At 61.9% G+C, this 17,152-nt stretch carries 14 protein-coding genes and 3 pseudogenes; 15 read left to right on the plus strand and 2 right to left on the minus strand.

Annotated features, from left to right (window positions below):
• Positions 1-60: 60 nt before the first annotated feature.
• The 3 genes and pseudogenes from AB5975_21040 (at position 61) to AB5975_21050 (ending at position 5,159) form a co-directional block, all read left to right on the plus strand.
• Positions 61-1,463: pseudogene (locus AB5975_21040) on the plus strand (amino acid permease).
• Positions 1,464-1,605: 142 nt separating this feature from the next.
• The gene (locus AB5975_21045; protein XDR19027.1) at positions 1,606-4,818 is read left to right on the plus strand and encodes a T6SS effector BTH_I2691 family protein; all 3,213 of its coding nucleotides are present in this window, start codon (positions 1,606-1,608) and stop codon (positions 4,816-4,818) included.
• A 245-nt stretch (positions 4,819-5,063) separates the two neighbouring features.
• A pseudogene (locus AB5975_21050) lies at positions 5,064-5,159 on the plus strand (hypothetical protein).
• A 32-nt stretch (positions 5,160-5,191) separates the two neighbouring features.
• On the opposite strand, the gene catR reads toward AB5975_21050, so the two are convergent.
• A complete protein-coding gene (gene catR, locus AB5975_21055; GenBank protein ID XDR19028.1) occupies positions 5,192-6,064 on the minus strand; it encodes an HTH-type transcriptional regulator CatR in 873 nt (290 codons plus the stop codon).
• Positions 6,065-6,199: 135 nt separating this feature from the next.
• Here catR and AB5975_21060 point away from each other — a divergent pair, with 135 nt between their 5' ends.
• The 10 genes and pseudogenes from AB5975_21060 to AB5975_21105 all read left to right on the plus strand — a co-directional run bounded on the left by AB5975_21060 (position 6,200) and on the right by AB5975_21105 (position 14,722).
• Positions 6,200-7,321 carry a muconate cycloisomerase family protein gene (locus AB5975_21060; protein XDR19029.1) on the plus strand — a complete coding sequence of 374 codons (1,122 nt, stop codon included), beginning with the start codon at positions 6,200-6,202 and terminating at the stop codon, positions 7,319-7,321.
• Between the two features lie 21 nt (positions 7,322-7,342).
• Complete coding sequence (gene catC, locus AB5975_21065; protein XDR19030.1) at positions 7,343-7,633, plus strand: muconolactone Delta-isomerase; 291 nt, start codon at positions 7,343-7,345, stop codon at positions 7,631-7,633.
• Positions 7,634-7,676: 43 nt separating this feature from the next.
• Positions 7,677-8,612, plus strand: coding sequence for a catechol 1,2-dioxygenase (catA, locus tag AB5975_21070; GenBank protein XDR19031.1), 936 nt, complete (start codon positions 7,677-7,679; stop codon positions 8,610-8,612).
• Between the two features lie 518 nt (positions 8,613-9,130).
• Positions 9,131-10,299, plus strand: a pseudogene (iacA, locus tag AB5975_21075) (indole-3-acetate monooxygenase).
• A 17-nt stretch (positions 10,300-10,316) separates the two neighbouring features.
• The gene (locus AB5975_21080; GenBank protein XDR19032.1) at positions 10,317-10,679 is read left to right on the plus strand and encodes an IacB protein; all 363 of its coding nucleotides are present in this window, start codon (positions 10,317-10,319) and stop codon (positions 10,677-10,679) included.
• A 16-nt stretch (positions 10,680-10,695) separates the two neighbouring features.
• A complete protein-coding gene (locus AB5975_21085) occupies positions 10,696-11,979 on the plus strand; it encodes a Rieske 2Fe-2S domain-containing protein (protein XDR19033.1) in 1,284 nt (427 codons plus the stop codon).
• Complete coding sequence (locus AB5975_21090) at positions 11,979-12,455, plus strand: aromatic-ring-hydroxylating dioxygenase subunit beta (protein XDR23008.1); 477 nt, start codon at positions 11,979-11,981, stop codon at positions 12,453-12,455. Before AB5975_21085 ends, AB5975_21090 begins: the two co-directional genes overlap by 1 nt.
• A 10-nt stretch (positions 12,456-12,465) precedes the next feature.
• Positions 12,466-13,206, plus strand: coding sequence for an SDR family NAD(P)-dependent oxidoreductase (locus AB5975_21095; protein ID XDR19034.1), 741 nt, complete (start codon positions 12,466-12,468; stop codon positions 13,204-13,206).
• A 47-nt stretch (positions 13,207-13,253) separates the two neighbouring features.
• Positions 13,254-14,213, plus strand: a complete 960-nt coding sequence (locus tag AB5975_21100; protein ID XDR19035.1) for a 2Fe-2S iron-sulfur cluster-binding protein — start codon at positions 13,254-13,256, stop codon at positions 14,211-14,213.
• Between the two features lie 11 nt (positions 14,214-14,224).
• Positions 14,225-14,722 (plus strand): flavin reductase, encoded by a 498-nt coding sequence (locus tag AB5975_21105; protein XDR19036.1) that lies wholly within the window; start codon positions 14,225-14,227, stop codon positions 14,720-14,722.
• 15 nt (positions 14,723-14,737) lie between these two features.
• Here the strand turns inward: AB5975_21105 and AB5975_21110 are convergent, their stop codons facing one another.
• Complete coding sequence (locus AB5975_21110; GenBank protein ID XDR19037.1) at positions 14,738-15,217, minus strand: MarR family winged helix-turn-helix transcriptional regulator; 480 nt, start codon at positions 15,215-15,217, stop codon at positions 14,738-14,740.
• A 146-nt stretch (positions 15,218-15,363) separates the two neighbouring features.
• Here AB5975_21110 and AB5975_21115 point away from each other — a divergent pair, with 146 nt between their 5' ends.
• Both AB5975_21115 and AB5975_21120 read left to right on the plus strand, forming a co-directional pair.
• The gene (locus AB5975_21115; protein XDR19038.1) at positions 15,364-16,497 is read left to right on the plus strand and encodes an amidase; all 1,134 of its coding nucleotides are present in this window, start codon (positions 15,364-15,366) and stop codon (positions 16,495-16,497) included.
• Entirely contained in the window at positions 16,490-17,002 is a 513-nt protein-coding gene (locus AB5975_21120) for a nuclear transport factor 2 family protein (GenBank protein ID XDR19039.1), read from the plus strand. Before AB5975_21115 ends, AB5975_21120 begins: the two co-directional genes overlap by 8 nt.
• The last annotated feature ends 150 nt before the right edge of the window (positions 17,003-17,152 follow it).

The raw sequence follows: 17,152 nt of genomic DNA on the forward strand, positions 1-17,152 counted from the left end.
TGGCCACGCTGGCCACGGCACAGCACGACTAGCCAGACCAACAATAACAAGAGGTCGCCCATGCAAGACATGTCCGCAAGCCTTGAGCAAAGCAAACCGGCAGAGCCCACCCGTGACGGGCACCTGCAACGCACGCTGGAAAACCGCCACATCCAGCTGATTTCCATCGGAGGCGCCATCGGCACCGGCCTGTTCATGGGTCGGGCAAGGTGATCGCGCTGTCCGGCACCTCGATCCTTCTGGTCTACGCCATCCTCGGGTTCTTCGTCTTCTTCGTGATGCGCGCCATGGGCGAGCTGCTGTTGTCCGACCTGCGCTTCAAGTCGTTCGCCGACATCGTTGCCCATTACCTGGGCCCGCGCGCCGGCTTTGTGCTGAGCTGGTCGTATTGGCTGAGCTGGAGCGTGGCGGTGGTCGGCGACGTGGTCGTGGTGGCGGGGTTCTTTCAGTATTGGTACCCCGATGCGCCGGCCTGGCTGCCCGCGTTCTTCACCCTGTTCGTGCTGCTGGGGTTGAACCTGCTGGCGGTGCGCATATTCGGCGAGGTGGAGTTCTGGTTCGGTATCATCAAGATCGTCGCCATCGTGCTGTTGATCATCACGGCGGCGGTGATGATCGCTACCTCTTATACCTCGCCCAATGGTGTGGTCGCCTCGCTGTCCAACGTGGTCGCGCCGGGTGCGGTGCTGCCCCATGGCATCAGCGGTTTCTTTGCCGGGTTCCAGATTGCCGTGTTTTCTTTCGCCGGTACCGAACTGATCGGCACCACCGCCGCCGAGGCCAAGAACCCGCATCGCTCGCTGCCCAAGGCGATCAACACCATCCCGCTGCGCATCCTGCTGTTCTACATCCTGGCGCTGGTGTGCATCATCAGCGTGGTGTCGTGGGCCGAAGTGCCGGCCAACCGCAGCCCCTTCGTCGAACTGTTCCTGCTGGCGGGTTTTCCGGCGGCGGCGGGCATGATCAATTTCGTGGTGCTGACGTCAGCTGCGTCATCGGCCAACAGTGGGGTGTACTCAGGTTGCCGGATGTTGTTCGGCCTGGCCGAGCGGCGTAACGCACCGGCCCTGTTCGCCAGGCTTTCGGCACTGAGCGTGCCGGTGTACAGCCTGGTGTTTTCCGGGGCGTGCATGTTGATCGGGTTGAGCTTGCTGTTCATCATTCCCGAGGTGATGACCGTGTTCACGCTGATCTCGACGGTGTCGGCGATTTTGGTGATCTTCACCTGGTCGATGATCCTTGCTGCGTACCTGGCTTATCGCAGACGCAACCCAGCTGCGCACGACGCCTCGCTGTTCAAGTTGCCGGGCGGGGTGCCGATGGCAGTCACGACCTTGGGCTTTCTCGGCTTTGTGCTGGTGCTGCTGGCGCTGCAGCCGGATACCCGGTTGGCGCTATGCGTGATGCCGTTGTGGTTCGTGTTTTTGCTGGTGGCTTACCATCGTCGCCGTGAGCACAATTAATGAGCCGACAGTGGCGTGACCGTCCAGTGGTTGATTTAGAGAAGTTTCCTACAGGTTTTTAGGAAGCCCACTGAGCCTCCGGCAAGCGATTCCTCGTTAGGGTTCAGGGACCATCAGGGTCCCTTTCTACGCGAGGTCGCTTATGCCCCTTAGCCAACGTATCGCCATTGCGGTAGCCGAAGCCGGGCTGCCGCACGACCAGTGCATGTCCTGCGAGCGGCAAGGCCTGCCGATTCTGCCACTGCGCCGCGCCTTAGTGCCGGATGCACGTCCTGGTTGTGTCACCACTGTTGCCGGCAGCCTACATGTTTCGACGAAAATGGGCCTGCGCACCTTGCGCATGGGCTACCTGTACGTGCTGCTGGACCAACAGGTCTGGCATGCCTACGAAGTCAGCGAGCAGGGCCACCTGCGCCGCTTCAACCCCTATGAACCTTCCGACGGCCTGCCCGCACCACTCCCCGAAAAGTGCGTGAATGAAAACCACGACATTCCCTCATCTTTCCTGAACATCGATACCGACCGCTATGGCAGCGCCTGGCTGGCCTTTTCGAGCGACCCTTGGCCGGTGAGCGTGCTGAATGCCTACAAACGCGGCACGGCACCTGCGCATCGCTTTGAGGGTTTGGACCTGACTCAGGCGCGCAACAACCCCGAATTGCTGGGCATCGCCATGACGCCTGACAACCTGCAAATCGACAAGGAGGTGTTCGAGTACGCGCAGCACGGGTGTTCGCCGTTCGACAGTGCGCATGGCTTTTACACCCGCTGGCTGCGCCGGTTTGCACTGAAGGGGTACCTGGTCAACGCGATGAACCGGCACAAGCTGGAGAGCGGTGTGCTGGCGGTGGTGCTCGACGACACCGTTGGCTTGATTCAGGAGTACAACCATCAACGACTGAACTGGGTGGTGAAGCGTCAAGTCTGGCGCGAAGAGCCCATGCGGGCGTATCAACTGCAGACTTCACAAATTCTGCAGATCATTCGCGCGACGCACCGGCAGTGGGCGGCACAGAAAATACCGTCGTTGGAGCCAATGACCGGCGACGGGCCTCCGGTGTTCGTGGATCCGGCAGTAGAGCGTCAGCGCCTGGTCGAGCGTGCGCAGCTGGAAAGTGACGAGCGGCTTGAAGAGCGCTACCACGAACCGCAACGGGCGGCGTTCCAGGCCGAGTACGACCAGCAGGAAGCCGAGTTCCAGCGCTACATCGACAAGGACGCCCGTGCGTATGCCGCACTGTTCGACACGCCCATGTTCAAGGTGGCCGAGCAGTACGATTACGACGGTGATCATCGTGAGTCTGGCGTGGCGTATGCCAAGACCATGGCGTTGTGCCTGGGGGGCGGTATTACCGAGGCCGTGGTGCTCGGTACGGTGCCAGCGGCCGGCACCAGCGAAACGCTCTGGCTGAAATGGCTGCAAGACCCCGACAGCCCACCTTATCGCGCGTTGTTGATGCGGGACCGTGCATTGCTGGCCGGGCTGCTGCCCAGTTTTACCGCTGCCGAAGCCATCAACTGGAACGACAGCGACAAGCTCTACGGCATCTTGAGCAAGATCATTGCCAGCGACGACGCGGGCCTGCGCATGCGCAACACCCTCAAACAGGCCATCGCCGAAACGCAGAGCGCGCTCAACGCGGCCAGCCAGCGCCTGGCGCCCAACGTGCTCCCTGGCATTCAAAAAGCCGTGCGGCACCTGAACAGCGCGACGCAGTTCCTCTACAACGGCGTGCACCTGATCGAACTGGAAGTGAAGATGAAGCTGGGCGAGTACTACGCCTTGCAAAGTGCCCACCTGCGCGAATTGCAGCACAAGGCCAATGCCTCCATCGCCGAGGCACGGGACCGGATGCATCGCAGCATCGATGACTTCGAATTTGGCTCGATGAAGCCGTTCCGCAAGGTGCGCCCGATCATCCAGCATGGGTTGATGAGCCTGGCAGTGCTCGACCCGCGGTTTACCCACACCATGATCACCGTGACGGTGTGGGTCGAGGGCACGGCTGAAGAGGTGCGTGGCCGGTTGTTTGAGGAAGCCAATATGAAGGTGACCCAAGTCAGCAGCGCGGCACAGATTACCTTGGTGGATGTCTCGGTGGCGGCGGGAACGCTGGAGGCGAATGCGCGCAAGGTGTTGCAGGGGATGAGGATCACTTCGCAGCAGGCGGCGCAGTTGGTCCGAACCGGCTTTCGCGGCTTGCGCGGTGTGGCGGGAAGTTGGGAAGTACTGCTGGCAATTGGAGGGCTGTACTTTCAATACGACAGCCTGGCCAGGAATCAGGAAAAAGCGGAGGAGGAGATTGGACCGAAAGCGCATGAGGCCAAGCTGGCGCTGCAGGGAGCGCAGCTGGGGATATTGGGAGGGCAGATTGAACTGGTTGGACTCGTTATGCGCTCCAGCGCTGGTTATATAAAAGCGCCTTGGACCCGCGGCGTACCAGCAGTTGGAGTAGCGCTCGTTAAGTTCGGCGCCTTGTTCAGTGCAGTAGCCGGAGTTTTCGATACCGCACAAGCAATATCCGCCGCCAAGCGAGCTTCGGCAGCGGGGGATAAAACAGCGCGGATTCTTCATGCTACTTCTGCTGTATTCTACGGAATAGGTGCTGTGGCTTTTGCTGGTGCCGTATTTAAATCGCTAATTTTAGGACCTTTAGGCCTCGCTGTAATATTGAGCTTGGCTGCATTTGCATTGAGCAAGCAGGCTGAAAAAAATAGATCTTCAGCATTGGAGCGTTGGGCAAGGCGCTGCTGGTTTGGAAAAGGAGATGAAACACCGGCAGTACATTGGGATGCGCCTGAATACGCAGATATTGCGTTTGCAGAGCTTAATGCAGCAGTTCTTGGTGTTAAGGCGAAGTTCAATTTTGAGTCGAGCATGGTAACAGATCCCGCAGCGCCGAAAATTGGAGGTCTAGTGGGTCTGGTGACAGAGCAAAAACTTAGATTTCAGGTGGTTTTGCCAAACTATAGAGATGGTGCTTCTGCTTTTCGCTGGGTTCTAATTGTCCACCGCGTCGGCGACGGAGAGTTTCCTGAGTACAAAGGTGGAGAGACCATTGTTGTTGATGACTTTCACGCTATCACTACAGAGGAGTTATCGAAATCTACAAGATTCTCTAGTTTCACCCCACCAAGGATACCCGACTATAAAGCTGATTCTATAGTAATAAAACAGCGAGAATGTAGTGAGCAGAACGGTGTTTGCTGGTTGGAGGTTTCAGGCGTAGTGGAGCTTATGCCCACTGTCGGGAAGCACACAATAACTGGAGCAACGCTGTTGGTCATGTATTGGCTAGATCGGACTATTCCGAGTGCTTACCTAGAGGTATGTGAGCGAGGGGAAAATGATTAATCGCGGATCAAAAACTCAATGGGAGCGGTCGCTTGGGTGGAGCTACGATTTGCCCCATGTCAGAGAAATACCTGATCTCAGATGCGACGTGAAAAATGTAAGGCCATCACCCAATTACTATGATGACGTGTATCTAGAACTACCAAGATCAACGTTCAGCTTAAGAGGAGTCGTGGCTTTGCTGAGGCCCTGACGCCCTACCAAAATTCGTCCACCCACCCCGGGACTGGAACGATGACGATGGTCTTAGCCCCATGCATCGCCTAGCGCCCAAGGTCCGGTGGCCAACGGAAATCGACCTTGAATCTCGCAGTGCACCCGCAACAAACGATGTCCGCTAAAACGCTTGCCCCCAAGGTCCTGTGCTGTTCACTCAGACTGCCTGCTGCGCAATCAACGCCAGGCACCGCTGCACCACCGGGCTCACATCCCCCTTGCGCCGGCTAAGGATGATCGGGCTGACCGCGCCGCTATCCAGCAAACCGACATACTCGATATCGGTGCGATGCTGCTGCTGTACCGACGCCGGCACCAGGGTTATCCCTACACCTACAGCCACCAGGCCGATAGCGGTCTGAAGTTCGTTGGCCCATTGGCTGACGCGGATACTCATGCCGTGCTGCGCGAACAGCGCCAGCACATGGTCGGCATAACTGGGCCGAGGGTTGGCCGGGTAGAGGATGAACGCTTCGCCCGCCAACTGGGCAAGGCTGAGCGGGCTGCCCGCCAGCGGGTGGCCCTTGGGCAGCACGGCCACCAGCGGGTCTTCGCGCAGTACCTGTTGCTGAATGGCCGCGTCATCGATGCGAATGCGCCCGAAGGCGATGTCGATGCGCCCGGTCTTCAACGCTTCCACTTGCTGCAGCGTGGTCATCTCGCTCAAGCCCAGCTCCAGCTCGCTGTCCTGACGTAGCTCGCGGATCAGCTCTGGCAGCACGTTGTACAGGGTGGAGGGGGCAAAACCGATGCCTAGCCACTGGCGCTGGCCCTGGCCAATACGACGAGTGTTGTCGCTGATGTTCTGCAACTGCTGCAGCACGGTGCAGGTCTGCTCGTAGAAGAAGCGACCCGCTTCGGTCAGCCGCAGCGGGCGTTCGCGCACCACCAGCAGGGTGCCGAGCTGGTCCTCCAGCTGGCTGATCTGCCGGCTCAACGGCGGTTGAGCGATGTGCAGCAACTCGGCGGCGCGGGTGAAGTTCAGGGTCTCGGCCAGAACCTTGAAGTAACGCAGGTGGCGCAGCTCCATCAGACCTCCAGGGTATGGTGGGAGATTCATTTGATATTGGACTGTCATCAGGGTCTCGCGCAATCCTTGAACAATCAAGTAAATGCACCATTCGGGCCTGCAACTGGCAGCCCGATCTGACGGGACCTGGCAACAATGACAAGTGCGCTGATTGAACGTATAGAGGCAATTATCGTCGACCTGCCGACCATTCGCCCGCACAAGCTGGCAATGCACACCATGCAGCAGCAGACCCTGGTGGTATTACGCGTGCGCTGCAGCGATGGCGTGGAAGGTATCGGTGAGGCCACCACCATCGGCGGCCTGGCCTATGGCTACGAAAGCCCCGAGGGCATCAAGGCCAATATCGACGCGCACCTGGCGCCTGCGCTGATCGGCCTGCCGGCAGACAACATCAATGCCGCCATGCTCAAGCTGGACAAGCTGGCCAAGGGCAACACCTTTGCCAAGTCCGGCCTCGAAAGCGCCTTGCTCGACGCCCAAGGCAAGCGCCTGGGCCTGCCGGTCAGCGAGCTGTTGGGCGGCCGTGTGCGTGACAGCCTGGAAGTGGCCTGGACCCTGGCCAGCGGCGACACCGCCCGCGACATCGCCGAAGCTCAGCACATGCTGGAAATCCGCCGCCACCGTGTGTTCAAGCTGAAGATCGGCGCCAACCCGGTGGAGCAGGACCTCAAACACGTGGTGGCGATCAAGCGTGAGCTGGGCGACAGCGCCAGCGTGCGTGTCGACGTCAACCAATACTGGGACGAGTCCCAGGCCATTCGCGCCTGCCAGGTACTGGGCGACAACGGCATCGACCTGATCGAGCAACCGATTTCGCGCATCAATCGCGGTGGCCAGGTGCGCCTGAACCAGCGCAGCCCGGCACCGATCATGGCCGATGAGTCGATCGAAAGCGTCGAAGACGCCTTCAGCCTGGCCGCCGACGGCGCCGCCAGTATCTTCGCCCTGAAAATCGCCAAGAATGGTGGCCCGCGCGCCGTGCTGCGCACCGCGCAGATCGCCGAGGCCGCCGGCATCGCCTTGTACGGCGGCACCATGCTCGAGGGCTCGATCGGCACCTTGGCCTCGGCCCATGCCTTCCTCACGCTGCGCCAGCTCACCTGGGGCACCGAGCTGTTCGGGCCACTGCTGTTGACCGAGGAAATCGTCAACGAGCCGCCGCAGTACCGCGACTTCCAACTGCACATCCCCCGTACCCCAGGCCTGGGCCTGACCCTGGACGAACAGCGCCTGGCGCGCTTCGCCCGTCGCTGATAAGCAAGTAAGGAGATAACCATGCTGTTCCACGTGAAGATGACCGTGAAACTGCCGGTCGACATGGACCCGGCCAAGGCCGCCCAGCTCAAGGCCGACGAAAAGGAACTGGCCCAGCGCCTGCAGCGCGAAGGCACCTGGCGCCATCTGTGGCGCATTGCCGGGCACTACGCCAACTACAGCGTATTCGATGTGCCCAGCGTCGAGGCGCTGCATGACACGCTGATGCAGCTGCCACTGTTCCCGTACATGGACATCGAGGTCGACGGCCTGTGCCGGCATCCCTCGTCGATCCACAGCGACGACCGCTGATTCGCACCTGTCTACCTGACAAGAACAATATGAGGTAAGCACGATGACCGTGAAAATTTCCCACACTGCCGACATTCAAGCCTTCTTCAAGCAGGTGGCTGGCTTGGACCACGCCGAAGGCAACCCGCGCTTCAAGCAGATCATCCTGCGCGTGCTGCAAGACACTGCACGCCTGGTCGAAGACCTGGAGATCACCGAAGACGAGTTCTGGCACGCCGTTGACTATCTCAACCGCCTGGGCGGCCGTAACGAGGCGGGCCTGCTGGCTGCTGGCCTGGGCATCGAGCACTTCCTCGACCTGCTGCAAGACGCCAAGGACGCCGAAGCCGGACTTGCTGGCGGCACTCCGCGCACCATCGAAGGCCCGCTGTACGTCGCCGGGGCGCCGCTGGCGCAAGGCGAAGTGCGCATGGACGACGGCACCGACCCAGGTGTGGTGATGTTCCTCCAGGGCCAGGTGTTCGATGCCGACGGCAAGCCGTTGGCCGGTGCCACCGTCGACCTGTGGCATGCCAACACCCAGGGCACCTATTCGTACTTTGACTCGACCCAGTCCGACTACAACCTGCGCCGGCGCATCATCACCGATGCCGAGGGCCGCTACCGTGCACGTTCGATCGTGCCGTCGGGGTATGGTTGCGATCCGCAGGGGCCGACCCAGGAATGCCTGGACCTGCTCGGCCGTCATGGCCAGCGCCCGGCGCATGTGCACTTCTTCATCTCGGCGCCGGGGTACCGCCACCTGACCACGCAGATCAACTTCGAGGGTGACAAGTACCTGTGGGACGACTTTGCCTACGCTACCCGTGACGGGCTGATTGGCGAGCTGCGCTTTGTCGAAGATGCGGCGGCGGCGCGTGACCGTGGCGTGCAAGGCGAGCGCTTTGCCGAGCTTTCGTTCGACTTCCACCTGCAGGGGGCCGCGGCGCCGGAGGCCGAGGCGCGCAGCCACCGGCCGCGTGCGTTGCAGGAAGGCTGAGTACCAGGCGCAGAACGTTGGGGCTGCGCAGCAGCCCCCGGCATTCTGAGCGTCTTTCACTGTGTTTTTTGCCTGGGCCTTTCCGTGCGGGGAGGGCCTGGGCTTTTTGCTGTCCGCTGAAAATCCATCTGCATTTCCCTTCTGTTTCCCCCTCTGGTCCTTTCGAAATATCCCTCGCCGAATTACGTGAAAAGTAGTCTAAATATTTTTCGCTTGCGCGTGAGCTCAGGTCTACCTGTTTCTTATAAAAAATCCACATAAATCAACGATTAACGTGGTTTTATCTGTTTTCAAGCGCAAGTGAGCGAGGTGATTTTCTTTGTTTTTAGCGTGAAAATTCAATTGACAATTCACGTAAATAATCGCAAATATCTGTCACCGGCACCCAAAACAAGAGAGACAGATATGCCGCCCCAACCTGCCTTCGCTTCCCCGCGTGGCCGGTGCTTGCCAGTGGCCAGCGCCGCCCGCCATTCCCAGCCTCAACACCCGAACCGCGCCTGAGACGGAGATAATCCATGGATTCGCTTTGCCTGCGTGACGCGCCCCTGTCGGCGCTTGCCTGCGGCCCTGCTTTCGAGGCCTTGCTTGACGGCGTTCGTGATCGTGCCCGCCTCGGCGAGTTCGATCGCCAGCGCCATATTTCCCGCGACGTGATCGATGCGTTCAAAGCACATGGCGTATACCGCGCCCTGGTGCCCAAGCGCTTTGGTGGGTTGGAGTGCTCGCCAGCGGCCTTCTGCGAAATGATCGAGCGCATCGCCCACGCTGACGGCTCTGCCGGCTGGGTCGCCAGCTTCGGCATGAGCCCGGTGTACCTGGCGGCGCTGCCGCTGGATACCATCGCCGAAATCTACGGCAACAGCCCTGACACCGTGTTCGCCGGTGGCATCTTCCCGCCGCAGCCGGCCGAAACCGTGCCCGGCGGTTTCAAGGTCAACGGCCGCTGGAAGTACTCCAGCGGCTCGATGGGCGCCGATATCGTTGGCGTCGGTATCACCCCGCGCAACGGCGACAAGCTCGACCTGCCGCGCCTGGCGGTGCTGCCGCGCAGCCAGGCGCGCATCGAAGAAACCTGGGACACCGTCGGCCTGCTCGGCACCGGCAGCCACGACCTGGTGGTCGAGGATGTGCGGGTGGGCGAGCAGTGGACCTTCGTGCGCGGCGGCAAGCCGAACCTGGACGAGCCGTTCTTCCGCTACCCGTCGCTGTCGTTCGCCACCCAGGTGCTGTCGGTGGTCGGCCTGGGCATTGCCCGCGCCGCACTGGACGAGCTGTCGGGCATGGCCAGCGGGCGCATTTCGGTCACCGGCGCCCGGCCCTGGCCGACCGGCCGCTGGCCCAGGTGGACGTGGCCAAGGCCGAGGCCGCCCTGCGTTCGGCGCGGGCCTTCTTCTACGAAGCCATCGAGCAGGCCTGGGGGCATGTGCTGGCTGGCGACCCGGTGCCGGTCGAGGTGACCAACCTGCTGCGCCTGTCCTCGACCCATGCCGCGCGCGTTGCCGCCGAAGTGGCGCGCAGTGCGCAACTGCTGTCCGGCATGACTGGCATCTACAACGAGAGCCCACTGGCGCGCTGCGTCAACGATGCGCAAGTGGTCACCCAGCACGCCTTCATGGGCGACGTCACCTACCAGAACGCCGGAGCCATGTTCTTCGGCAAACAGCCCCTGCCGGGCTACCTGTAACCCTCGGGAGATTTGTCATGAGCGACACAAAAGCCTTGCGCGTGCTGTTCTGCATGGGCATCAACCAGAACTTCTTCGATGCCCCGCGTGAAGAGCAACTGCAGGTGTGGGCCGCCTTCAGCGCCATGTGGAACGGCATCCACGACCTGCCCGGGGTACGCGTGCTGGGCAACATGGACGATGACCAAGCCATGGTCGGGCCGTCCGATGGCTTCCCCTGGACCACCTACCTGCTGGCCGATGTGCCCAACATCGAGGCCGTGCACGCCGCCTGCAACCTGTTCCGCACCACGGCGGTGGGCGAGGGGCCTTACAAGCTGTGGCGCTACGCCAAGGTCGAGGCCCGTGTTGGCCGTGAACTGATCATCCAGCGCGCCTGAGAAGAGGAATAATCCCGTGAGCAACCTGATTCCCGCCATCAACCTGGCAATCGATCCGGCCGAGCTGGTGCAGCCCGACCGTGTCCACACCTCTCTGTACACCGACCCGGCGCTGTTCGATGCCGAGCTGGAAAAAATCTTCCACAGCACCTGGATCTGGGTCGCCCATGAAAGCGAAATCCCCGAAGCCGGCAGTTACAAGACCACCTACATCGGCAAGCAGCCGGTGATCGTGGTACGCGACCGCAAGAAGGCCATCAACGTGCTGCTCAACCGCTGCCGGCACCGCGGCGCCACCGTCTGCGAGCACAAGAAGGGCAAGACCAACAGCTTTGTCTGCCCGTACCACGGCTGGGGCTATGCCCTGGATGGTTCGCTGCGCGGTATCCCGCACCCGGAAAGCTACGGCGACTGCCTGGACAAGGCCGAGCTGCCCTTGGTCAGCCTGCGCACCGAAAGCTACGCCGGCATGGTCTTCGCCACGTTCAAGGATGACATCGAGCCGCTGGAGGACTTTCTCGGTGCGGCGAAGAAGTGGATGGACCTGTTCATGAAACAGGGCGCCGGTTATGGCATCAAAGTGCCGGGCGAGCACCGCTTCCGCTTCCCCGGCAACTGGAAGATCCAGCTGGAAAACACCACTGACGCCTACCACTTCCCGCTGGTGCACAAAAGTTTCCTGTCCTCGGTCGATGAGCAGACCCTGGAGCTGTTCGACTTCGTCAAGGGCCCTGGCTATGTCGAAGACCTGGGCAACGGCCACAGCGTGATGGTGATGATCCCCGAACTGGTCGACCTGGAGGCCGACCTCGACAAACCGATCCCGGAGCGCTTCGAAAGCCTTGCCGCCGAACTGCGCGACGAAGGCATCGACGAGGCGCAGGTGCGGCGCATCGTCCGCGCGGTCGGTGGTTCGGGCTTCAACCTCAATTTGTTCCCCAACGTGGCCTGTTCGATGGCGTTCTTCCGTGTGCTGCAGCCGATTTCGGTGAGCGAAACCGAAATCCATCATGCGGTAATCACCATGGATGGCGGCCCGGCGGCGGCCAACCGCTATCGCCTGCGCTTGCACGAGCATTTCCAGGGGCCGATGGGCTTCGGCACCCCGGACGATTCCGAGGCGTGGGAGCGGGTGCAGAAGGGCGCCCGCGCCGGTGAAGACCTGTGGATCATGCTCAACCGTGGCCTGGTGGGTGAAAAGCCCAGCGCCGATGGCCTGATTTCCGACGTCAGTGCCGAGACCGGCATGCGCGCGGCGTACCAGCAGTGGAAGAAGATGATGACCGCGGAGGCCAAATGATGAACCTGAACCTGTTCAACGAAGTCACCGCGTTCATCTGGCAGGAAGGCGACATGCTCGACCATGGCGAGTACGACGCCTGGCTCAACCTGTGGACTGACAAAGGCACCTACATCATCCCGATCGACCCCAAGGAAAGCGACTACGAGAACACCTTGAACTACGCCTATGACGACCACCACATGCGTGCCCTGCGTGTGCAGCGGCTCATCGGTGGCGAGTCGATCTCGACCAGCCCGCAGCCACGTACCGTGCGCACGATTTCGCGTATCCGTGTGCTCGCGGACGACGGCGTCAATGTCACCGTGCGCGCTGCGCAGAACGTGCGCGAGTTCCGCAAGGAAAGCCTCAAGCACTACAGCGCCGACCTCACGTACACCCTGGTGCGAGCCGAGGGCGGGTTCAGGGTCCATCGCAAGGTGATCAGCCTGATCAACAGTGACGATACCCTCGCCGGTATCGGCTACATCCTCTGAGGGCAAGGCCATGAACCAAGTCGCATTGGTAACCGGCGCCGGCCAGGGCCTGGGCCAGCGTTTCTGCACCCGGCTGCTGGCCGCAGGCTTCGACGTAGTGGTCTCGGACCGTGACCTGGCACTTGCCCAGGCCACTGCCGAGCAGCTGCAAGGGCAGGCTGGACGCACGTTGGCGGTAAAGCTGGATGTCGCCAGCAAGGCCGATTTCGAGCAGGCCCTGGCCCAGGTGCTTGAGCGCTTCGGCGGCTTGCACGTGGTGGTGAACAACGCCGCCGTGACCAGGACCACGCCGCTGATGCAGATCAGCCCGGAAGAGTTCGACGCCGTGGTCGGCCTGAACTTGCGCAGCGTGTTCCTCGGCTGCCAGGTGTTCGGCGCGTACCTGGCCGAGGCCGGTTACGGGCGGATCATCAACATGGCTTCGCTGGCAGGGCAAAACGGCGGCACGGCCACCGGCGCGCACTATGCGGCGAGCAAGGGCGCGATCATCACCCTGACCAAGGTGTTTGCCAAGGAGTTTGCCGCTCGCGGCGTTACCGTCAATGCCATCGCCCCGGGCCCTGTCGACTCGCCAGCGGTGCATGCCGCGGTGCCGGTCGAACGGCTGCCGGGCCTTCTGGCCAACATTCCGGTACAGCGCCTGGGGGATGCCGACTTTCTGGGTGACCTGATCGTGCAACTGGCACGGCCCGAGGCCTATTTCACCACCGGGGCGACCTGGGATGTGAACGGCGGCTTGTTCATGCGTTGACATTGACGGGGCGCCCGCGCGCCCCTGGTTACTACAGGACACCGAGCATGAATGAAGAACTGTTGAACGTAGTCGTGCGCAAGCGCGAGATTCAAGGGGCCGACGTGGTCGTACTCGACCTTGGGCGAGCCGACGGCGCTGCCTTGCCGGCTTTCGAGGCCGGCGCGCACGTGGACATCCATGTGGCGCCCGGCCTGGTGCGCCAGTACTCGCTGTGCAGCGACCCGGCGGATGTGACGGTGTATCGCCTGGGCGTCTTGAAAGACCCGGCGTCCCGTGGTGGTTCGGTGGGTGTGCACGAGGCCCTGATGGAGGGGCGCGAGGTACAGATCAGCGCACCGCGCAACCTGTTCCCGTTGGCGGCTGGCGCCGCCCGTTCGATCCTGCTGGGTGGCGGCATCGGGATCACACCCATGATTGCCATGGCCCACGCCTTGCACCAGCAGGGCGCCGATTTCGAACTGCATTACTGTGGGCGCTCGCGTAGCCGCAGTGCGTTTCTCGAAGCGCTGGCCGATGCGCCATTCGCGGCACGGGTGGTTACCCATTTTGACGATGAAGAGGCGACGCAGCGCCTGAACCTTGCCGATGTACTCGGCGCTGGCATGCCCGGTACGCACCTGTACACCTGCGGCCCGTCGGGCTTCATGGACTGGGTGATCGCAGGAGCGCGCCAGCAGGGCTATGCCGAGGAGCACATTCACAAGGAGTACTTCCAGGTCGAGGTCGACGCCACTGGCCAGGGCTTCGAAGTGGTCGCTGCGCGCAGCAACAAGACTGTGCAGGTCGCCGAGGGCCAGAGCATCCTCGATGCCTTGGCCCAGGTGGGTATACGCATCGATATTTCCTGCGAGCAGGGTGTGTGCGGCACCTGCATGTGCGAGGTACTCGAAGGCGAGCCCGACCATCGCGATGTGTACCTGACCGATGAAGAGAAGGCCGCGAACGACCAGATCCTGGTGTGCTGCTCGCGGGCCAAGTCGAACAAGCTGGTGCTGGATATCTGAGGAGCATGACCATGGTAGAGGTAACCCGTTTTCGCAACGCGATGGCCATGCTCGGTGGCGCCGTCTCGGTCATTACCACCGACGGCCCGGCCGGGCGCTTCGGCTTCACCGCTTCGGCGGTGTGCAGCGTGACCGACTCACCGCCCACCTTGCTGGTTTGCATGAACCGTGCTTCGTATTCCAACGAGCAGTTCAAGGCCAACGGCGCCTTGTGCGTGAATGTGCTGGCCGGCACCCATCAGGAGTTGTCCGGGGTGTTCGCCAACCGCAACCTGAGCATGGAAGCACGCTTTGCCTCGACGTTGTGGACGGTCCTGGAGAGCGGGGCGCCGGTGATGCAGGAGGCGTTGGTGAACTTCGACTGCCGCATTGCCCAGGTGCATGAAGTTGGCTCGCACAGCATTTTCTACTGCGAGATCCAGGACATCCGCCAGGGCGGTGCCGATGATGGGCTGGTGTACTTCAACCGCGCGTATCACCGGGTGTGCGAAACCTCCAAGGCCTGCTGAACGCGCTCCTGCGGCCTAGAAGGTATCCAGGTTATGGAAAACCACTTCGAGCATCTTGTTCAACCGCTGCACCTGCGCCTCGGTCAGCCCCTTGAAGCTGCGCTGGAACAGGTCGCGGGTCACATCCTGCATGCGCGCGATGCTCTGCAGCCCAGCCTCGGTGATGCGTACCTGGGTCACGCGGCCGTCCTCGGGGCTGGGGGCGGTGTCGACCAGGCCGTCGTCTTTCATCCGATAGACGATTTTGGTGATGGTCGACAGCTTGGCGATGGCATGGGTGGAGATTTCGGAAATGCTCGATTCGCCGTTCTCGTTGAGGATCCACAATACGCGCCAGCGCGGCACGTCAAGGTCGATCTTCTTCAGCAGCCGTTCCATGTTCTGGGTGTAGCGGCCATGCACACGGGCCAGCCAGTAAAAAGGGAAGTCTTCCTTGCGAAACTCATCGCTGGCCGGATCGTGATGGCTGTGGCCTGTGTTCTTCGAAGTGCTCATCGCTTCACTACGTGTGCGGAAATAGTCGCGACATCATAGACGTTTCCATGCATTTGGCTATTACAAAGGTGCGCCTAGGTGCTGGAATATTCAGTTGACATTTCAAGTATCTGGCAAGGCTCCCTCATCCAAAGGGCGGTATGACAATGACAATAATCGTAGAACCCCTCGACCTTGGCGGCAGCGGCCCGCGGGTCGCGATCAAGGACACCATCGATGTCGCCGGCACCGCCACCCGTGCCTCTAGCCAAGCGCTGGAGGATGCGCCGTTGGCGGTGCGGCATGCCGAGGTGGTCAGCCACCTGCTGGCGGCCGGTGCGCGCTTGACTGCCAAGGTCGGCCTGCACGAGCTGGCCTTCGGCACTACCGGTATCAACCGCCACACCGGCACGGCGGCCAACCCGCGTTTTCCGGGGCGTATTCCCGGAGGCTCGTCCAGCGGCTCGGCGGCTGCAGTGGCTGCTGGCCTGGTCGACTTCAGCCTGGGCACCGACACCGGTGGTTCGGTGCGCGTGCCGGCCTGTTGCTGTGGCGTGTTCGGCTTGAAGCCGACCTTTGGCCGGGTCAGCCGCCAAGGGGTGATGCCGGCCAGCAGCAGCCTCGATTGTGTTGGCCCGTTCGCTGCGAGCCTACCGATGCTGGTGCGCGCCATGGCCATGATAGACCCGACGTTCGTGCCCGCCCAGGTACCTGCGAAGGCGCGTATCGGTGTGCTGCGGGTAACGGCTGAAGTGGGCATACATAAGGCGGTGCAGGGGGCACTCAGCGCCAGCGGCTTGCCGCTGGGCAATGTCGAGCTCAAGCATTTTGGCGCGGCGTATGAGGCTGGCATGGTGGTGATCAACCGCGAAACCTTCCAGGCCTGTGGCCACCTGCTGGAAACCGGCAAGGTTGGCAGTGACATCGCCGGGCGCCTGGCGGCGGCGGGGCAGACCCATGATGCCGCGCTGGCTGAGGCAGAGGCGGTACGCCAGCGGTTTACCGAGGAAGTCGACCAAGCCCTTGCCCGTTACGATGTACTGGCGTTGCCGACCATGCCGGACTTCCCGCTGCGGCTGGAGGAGGCCAGCGACACTCGCGCCGTACTGGGCATGACCTCGCTGGTGCGGCCGTTCAACCTGTCCGGGCACCCGGCGTTGAGCATCCCACTGGGTAGCGAGGCCGGCCTGCCGGTGGGCCTGCAACTGGTGGGGGCCAAAGGTGCGGACGAGAAGCTGCTGGCAGTGGCCGAGCGTTTGTTGCTCAACCTGTATGGCGGCAACGGGGGCAGCAATGACTGACTTGCATGAGTTGCAGGCCCGCTTGCAGGTGTTCGAGCGTCAGCAGGCCATTCGGGTGTGCATCAATCGCTATATGGAACTGTGCGATCAGCTCGATTGCAGCACCCCGCTGGACGAACTGGCTGGCTTGTTTACCCGTGAAGCCGTGTGGGAAGGCAAGGGCGCCCGGTATGCCGCCAGCTTTGGCGGCTACCGTGGCCGTGAGGCGATCCGTGCGATGTTTGCCACCTACATGAAAACCCCGGCGCACTTTGCCTTGAACGTGCACTTTCTCACCAGTGAGGTGATCGAGATGGACGGCGAGCAGGGTGTGGGGCGCTGGGTGATGTTGCAGACCAGCACCTTTGCCGACGGTGCATCGCACCTGAATGCTGCGCGGCTGACGGTGCGCTTTGCGCTGGAGGAGGGGCAGTGGCGCATGGCTCACTTCCAGACCGAGAACCAGTTCAGCCGGCCGGTTACGGCCTGGAACAGTGAGGCCCCCTTGCCGGTGCCTAACGACTAAGCCCAGACGCGATCCCTGTAGGAGCGGCCTTGTGTCGCGAAAGGGCCGCAGCGCGGCCCCGGGATTTCAGTACGGTGCATAAATTGCCGGGGCCGCTTTGCGGCCCTTTCGCGACACAAGGCCGCTCCTACAAACGAGCGGTGCAAGTGG

It is taken from the genome of Pseudomonas putida (assembly GCA_041071465.1).
GTDB classification, from domain to species: Bacteria; Pseudomonadota; Gammaproteobacteria; order Pseudomonadales; family Pseudomonadaceae; genus Aquipseudomonas; species Aquipseudomonas putida_P.

Coding starts and splice junctions, on each gene's coding strand:
- AB5975_21045 (XDR19027.1), top strand. CDS start 1,606: ATGCCCCTTAGCCAACGTATCGCCATTGCGGTAGCCGAAGCCGGGCTG.
- catR (XDR19028.1), bottom strand. CDS start 6,064: ATGGAGCTGCGCCACCTGCGTTACTTCAAGGTTCTGGCCGAGACCCTG.
- AB5975_21060 (XDR19029.1), top strand. CDS start 6,200: ATGACAAGTGCGCTGATTGAACGTATAGAGGCAATTATCGTCGACCTG.
- catC (XDR19030.1), top strand. CDS start 7,343: ATGCTGTTCCACGTGAAGATGACCGTGAAACTGCCGGTCGACATGGAC.
- catA (XDR19031.1), top strand. CDS start 7,677: ATGACCGTGAAAATTTCCCACACTGCCGACATTCAAGCCTTCTTCAAG.
- AB5975_21080 (XDR19032.1), top strand. CDS start 10,317: ATGAGCGACACAAAAGCCTTGCGCGTGCTGTTCTGCATGGGCATCAAC.
- AB5975_21090 (XDR23008.1), top strand. CDS start 11,979: ATGAACCTGAACCTGTTCAACGAAGTCACCGCGTTCATCTGGCAGGAA.
- AB5975_21095 (XDR19034.1), top strand. CDS start 12,466: ATGAACCAAGTCGCATTGGTAACCGGCGCCGGCCAGGGCCTGGGCCAG.
- AB5975_21100 (XDR19035.1), top strand. CDS start 13,254: ATGAATGAAGAACTGTTGAACGTAGTCGTGCGCAAGCGCGAGATTCAA.
- AB5975_21105 (XDR19036.1), top strand. CDS start 14,225: ATGGTAGAGGTAACCCGTTTTCGCAACGCGATGGCCATGCTCGGTGGC.
- AB5975_21110 (XDR19037.1), bottom strand. CDS start 15,217: ATGAGCACTTCGAAGAACACAGGCCACAGCCATCACGATCCGGCCAGC.
- AB5975_21115 (XDR19038.1), top strand. CDS start 15,364: ATGACAATAATCGTAGAACCCCTCGACCTTGGCGGCAGCGGCCCGCGG.
- AB5975_21120 (XDR19039.1), top strand. CDS start 16,490: ATGACTGACTTGCATGAGTTGCAGGCCCGCTTGCAGGTGTTCGAGCGT.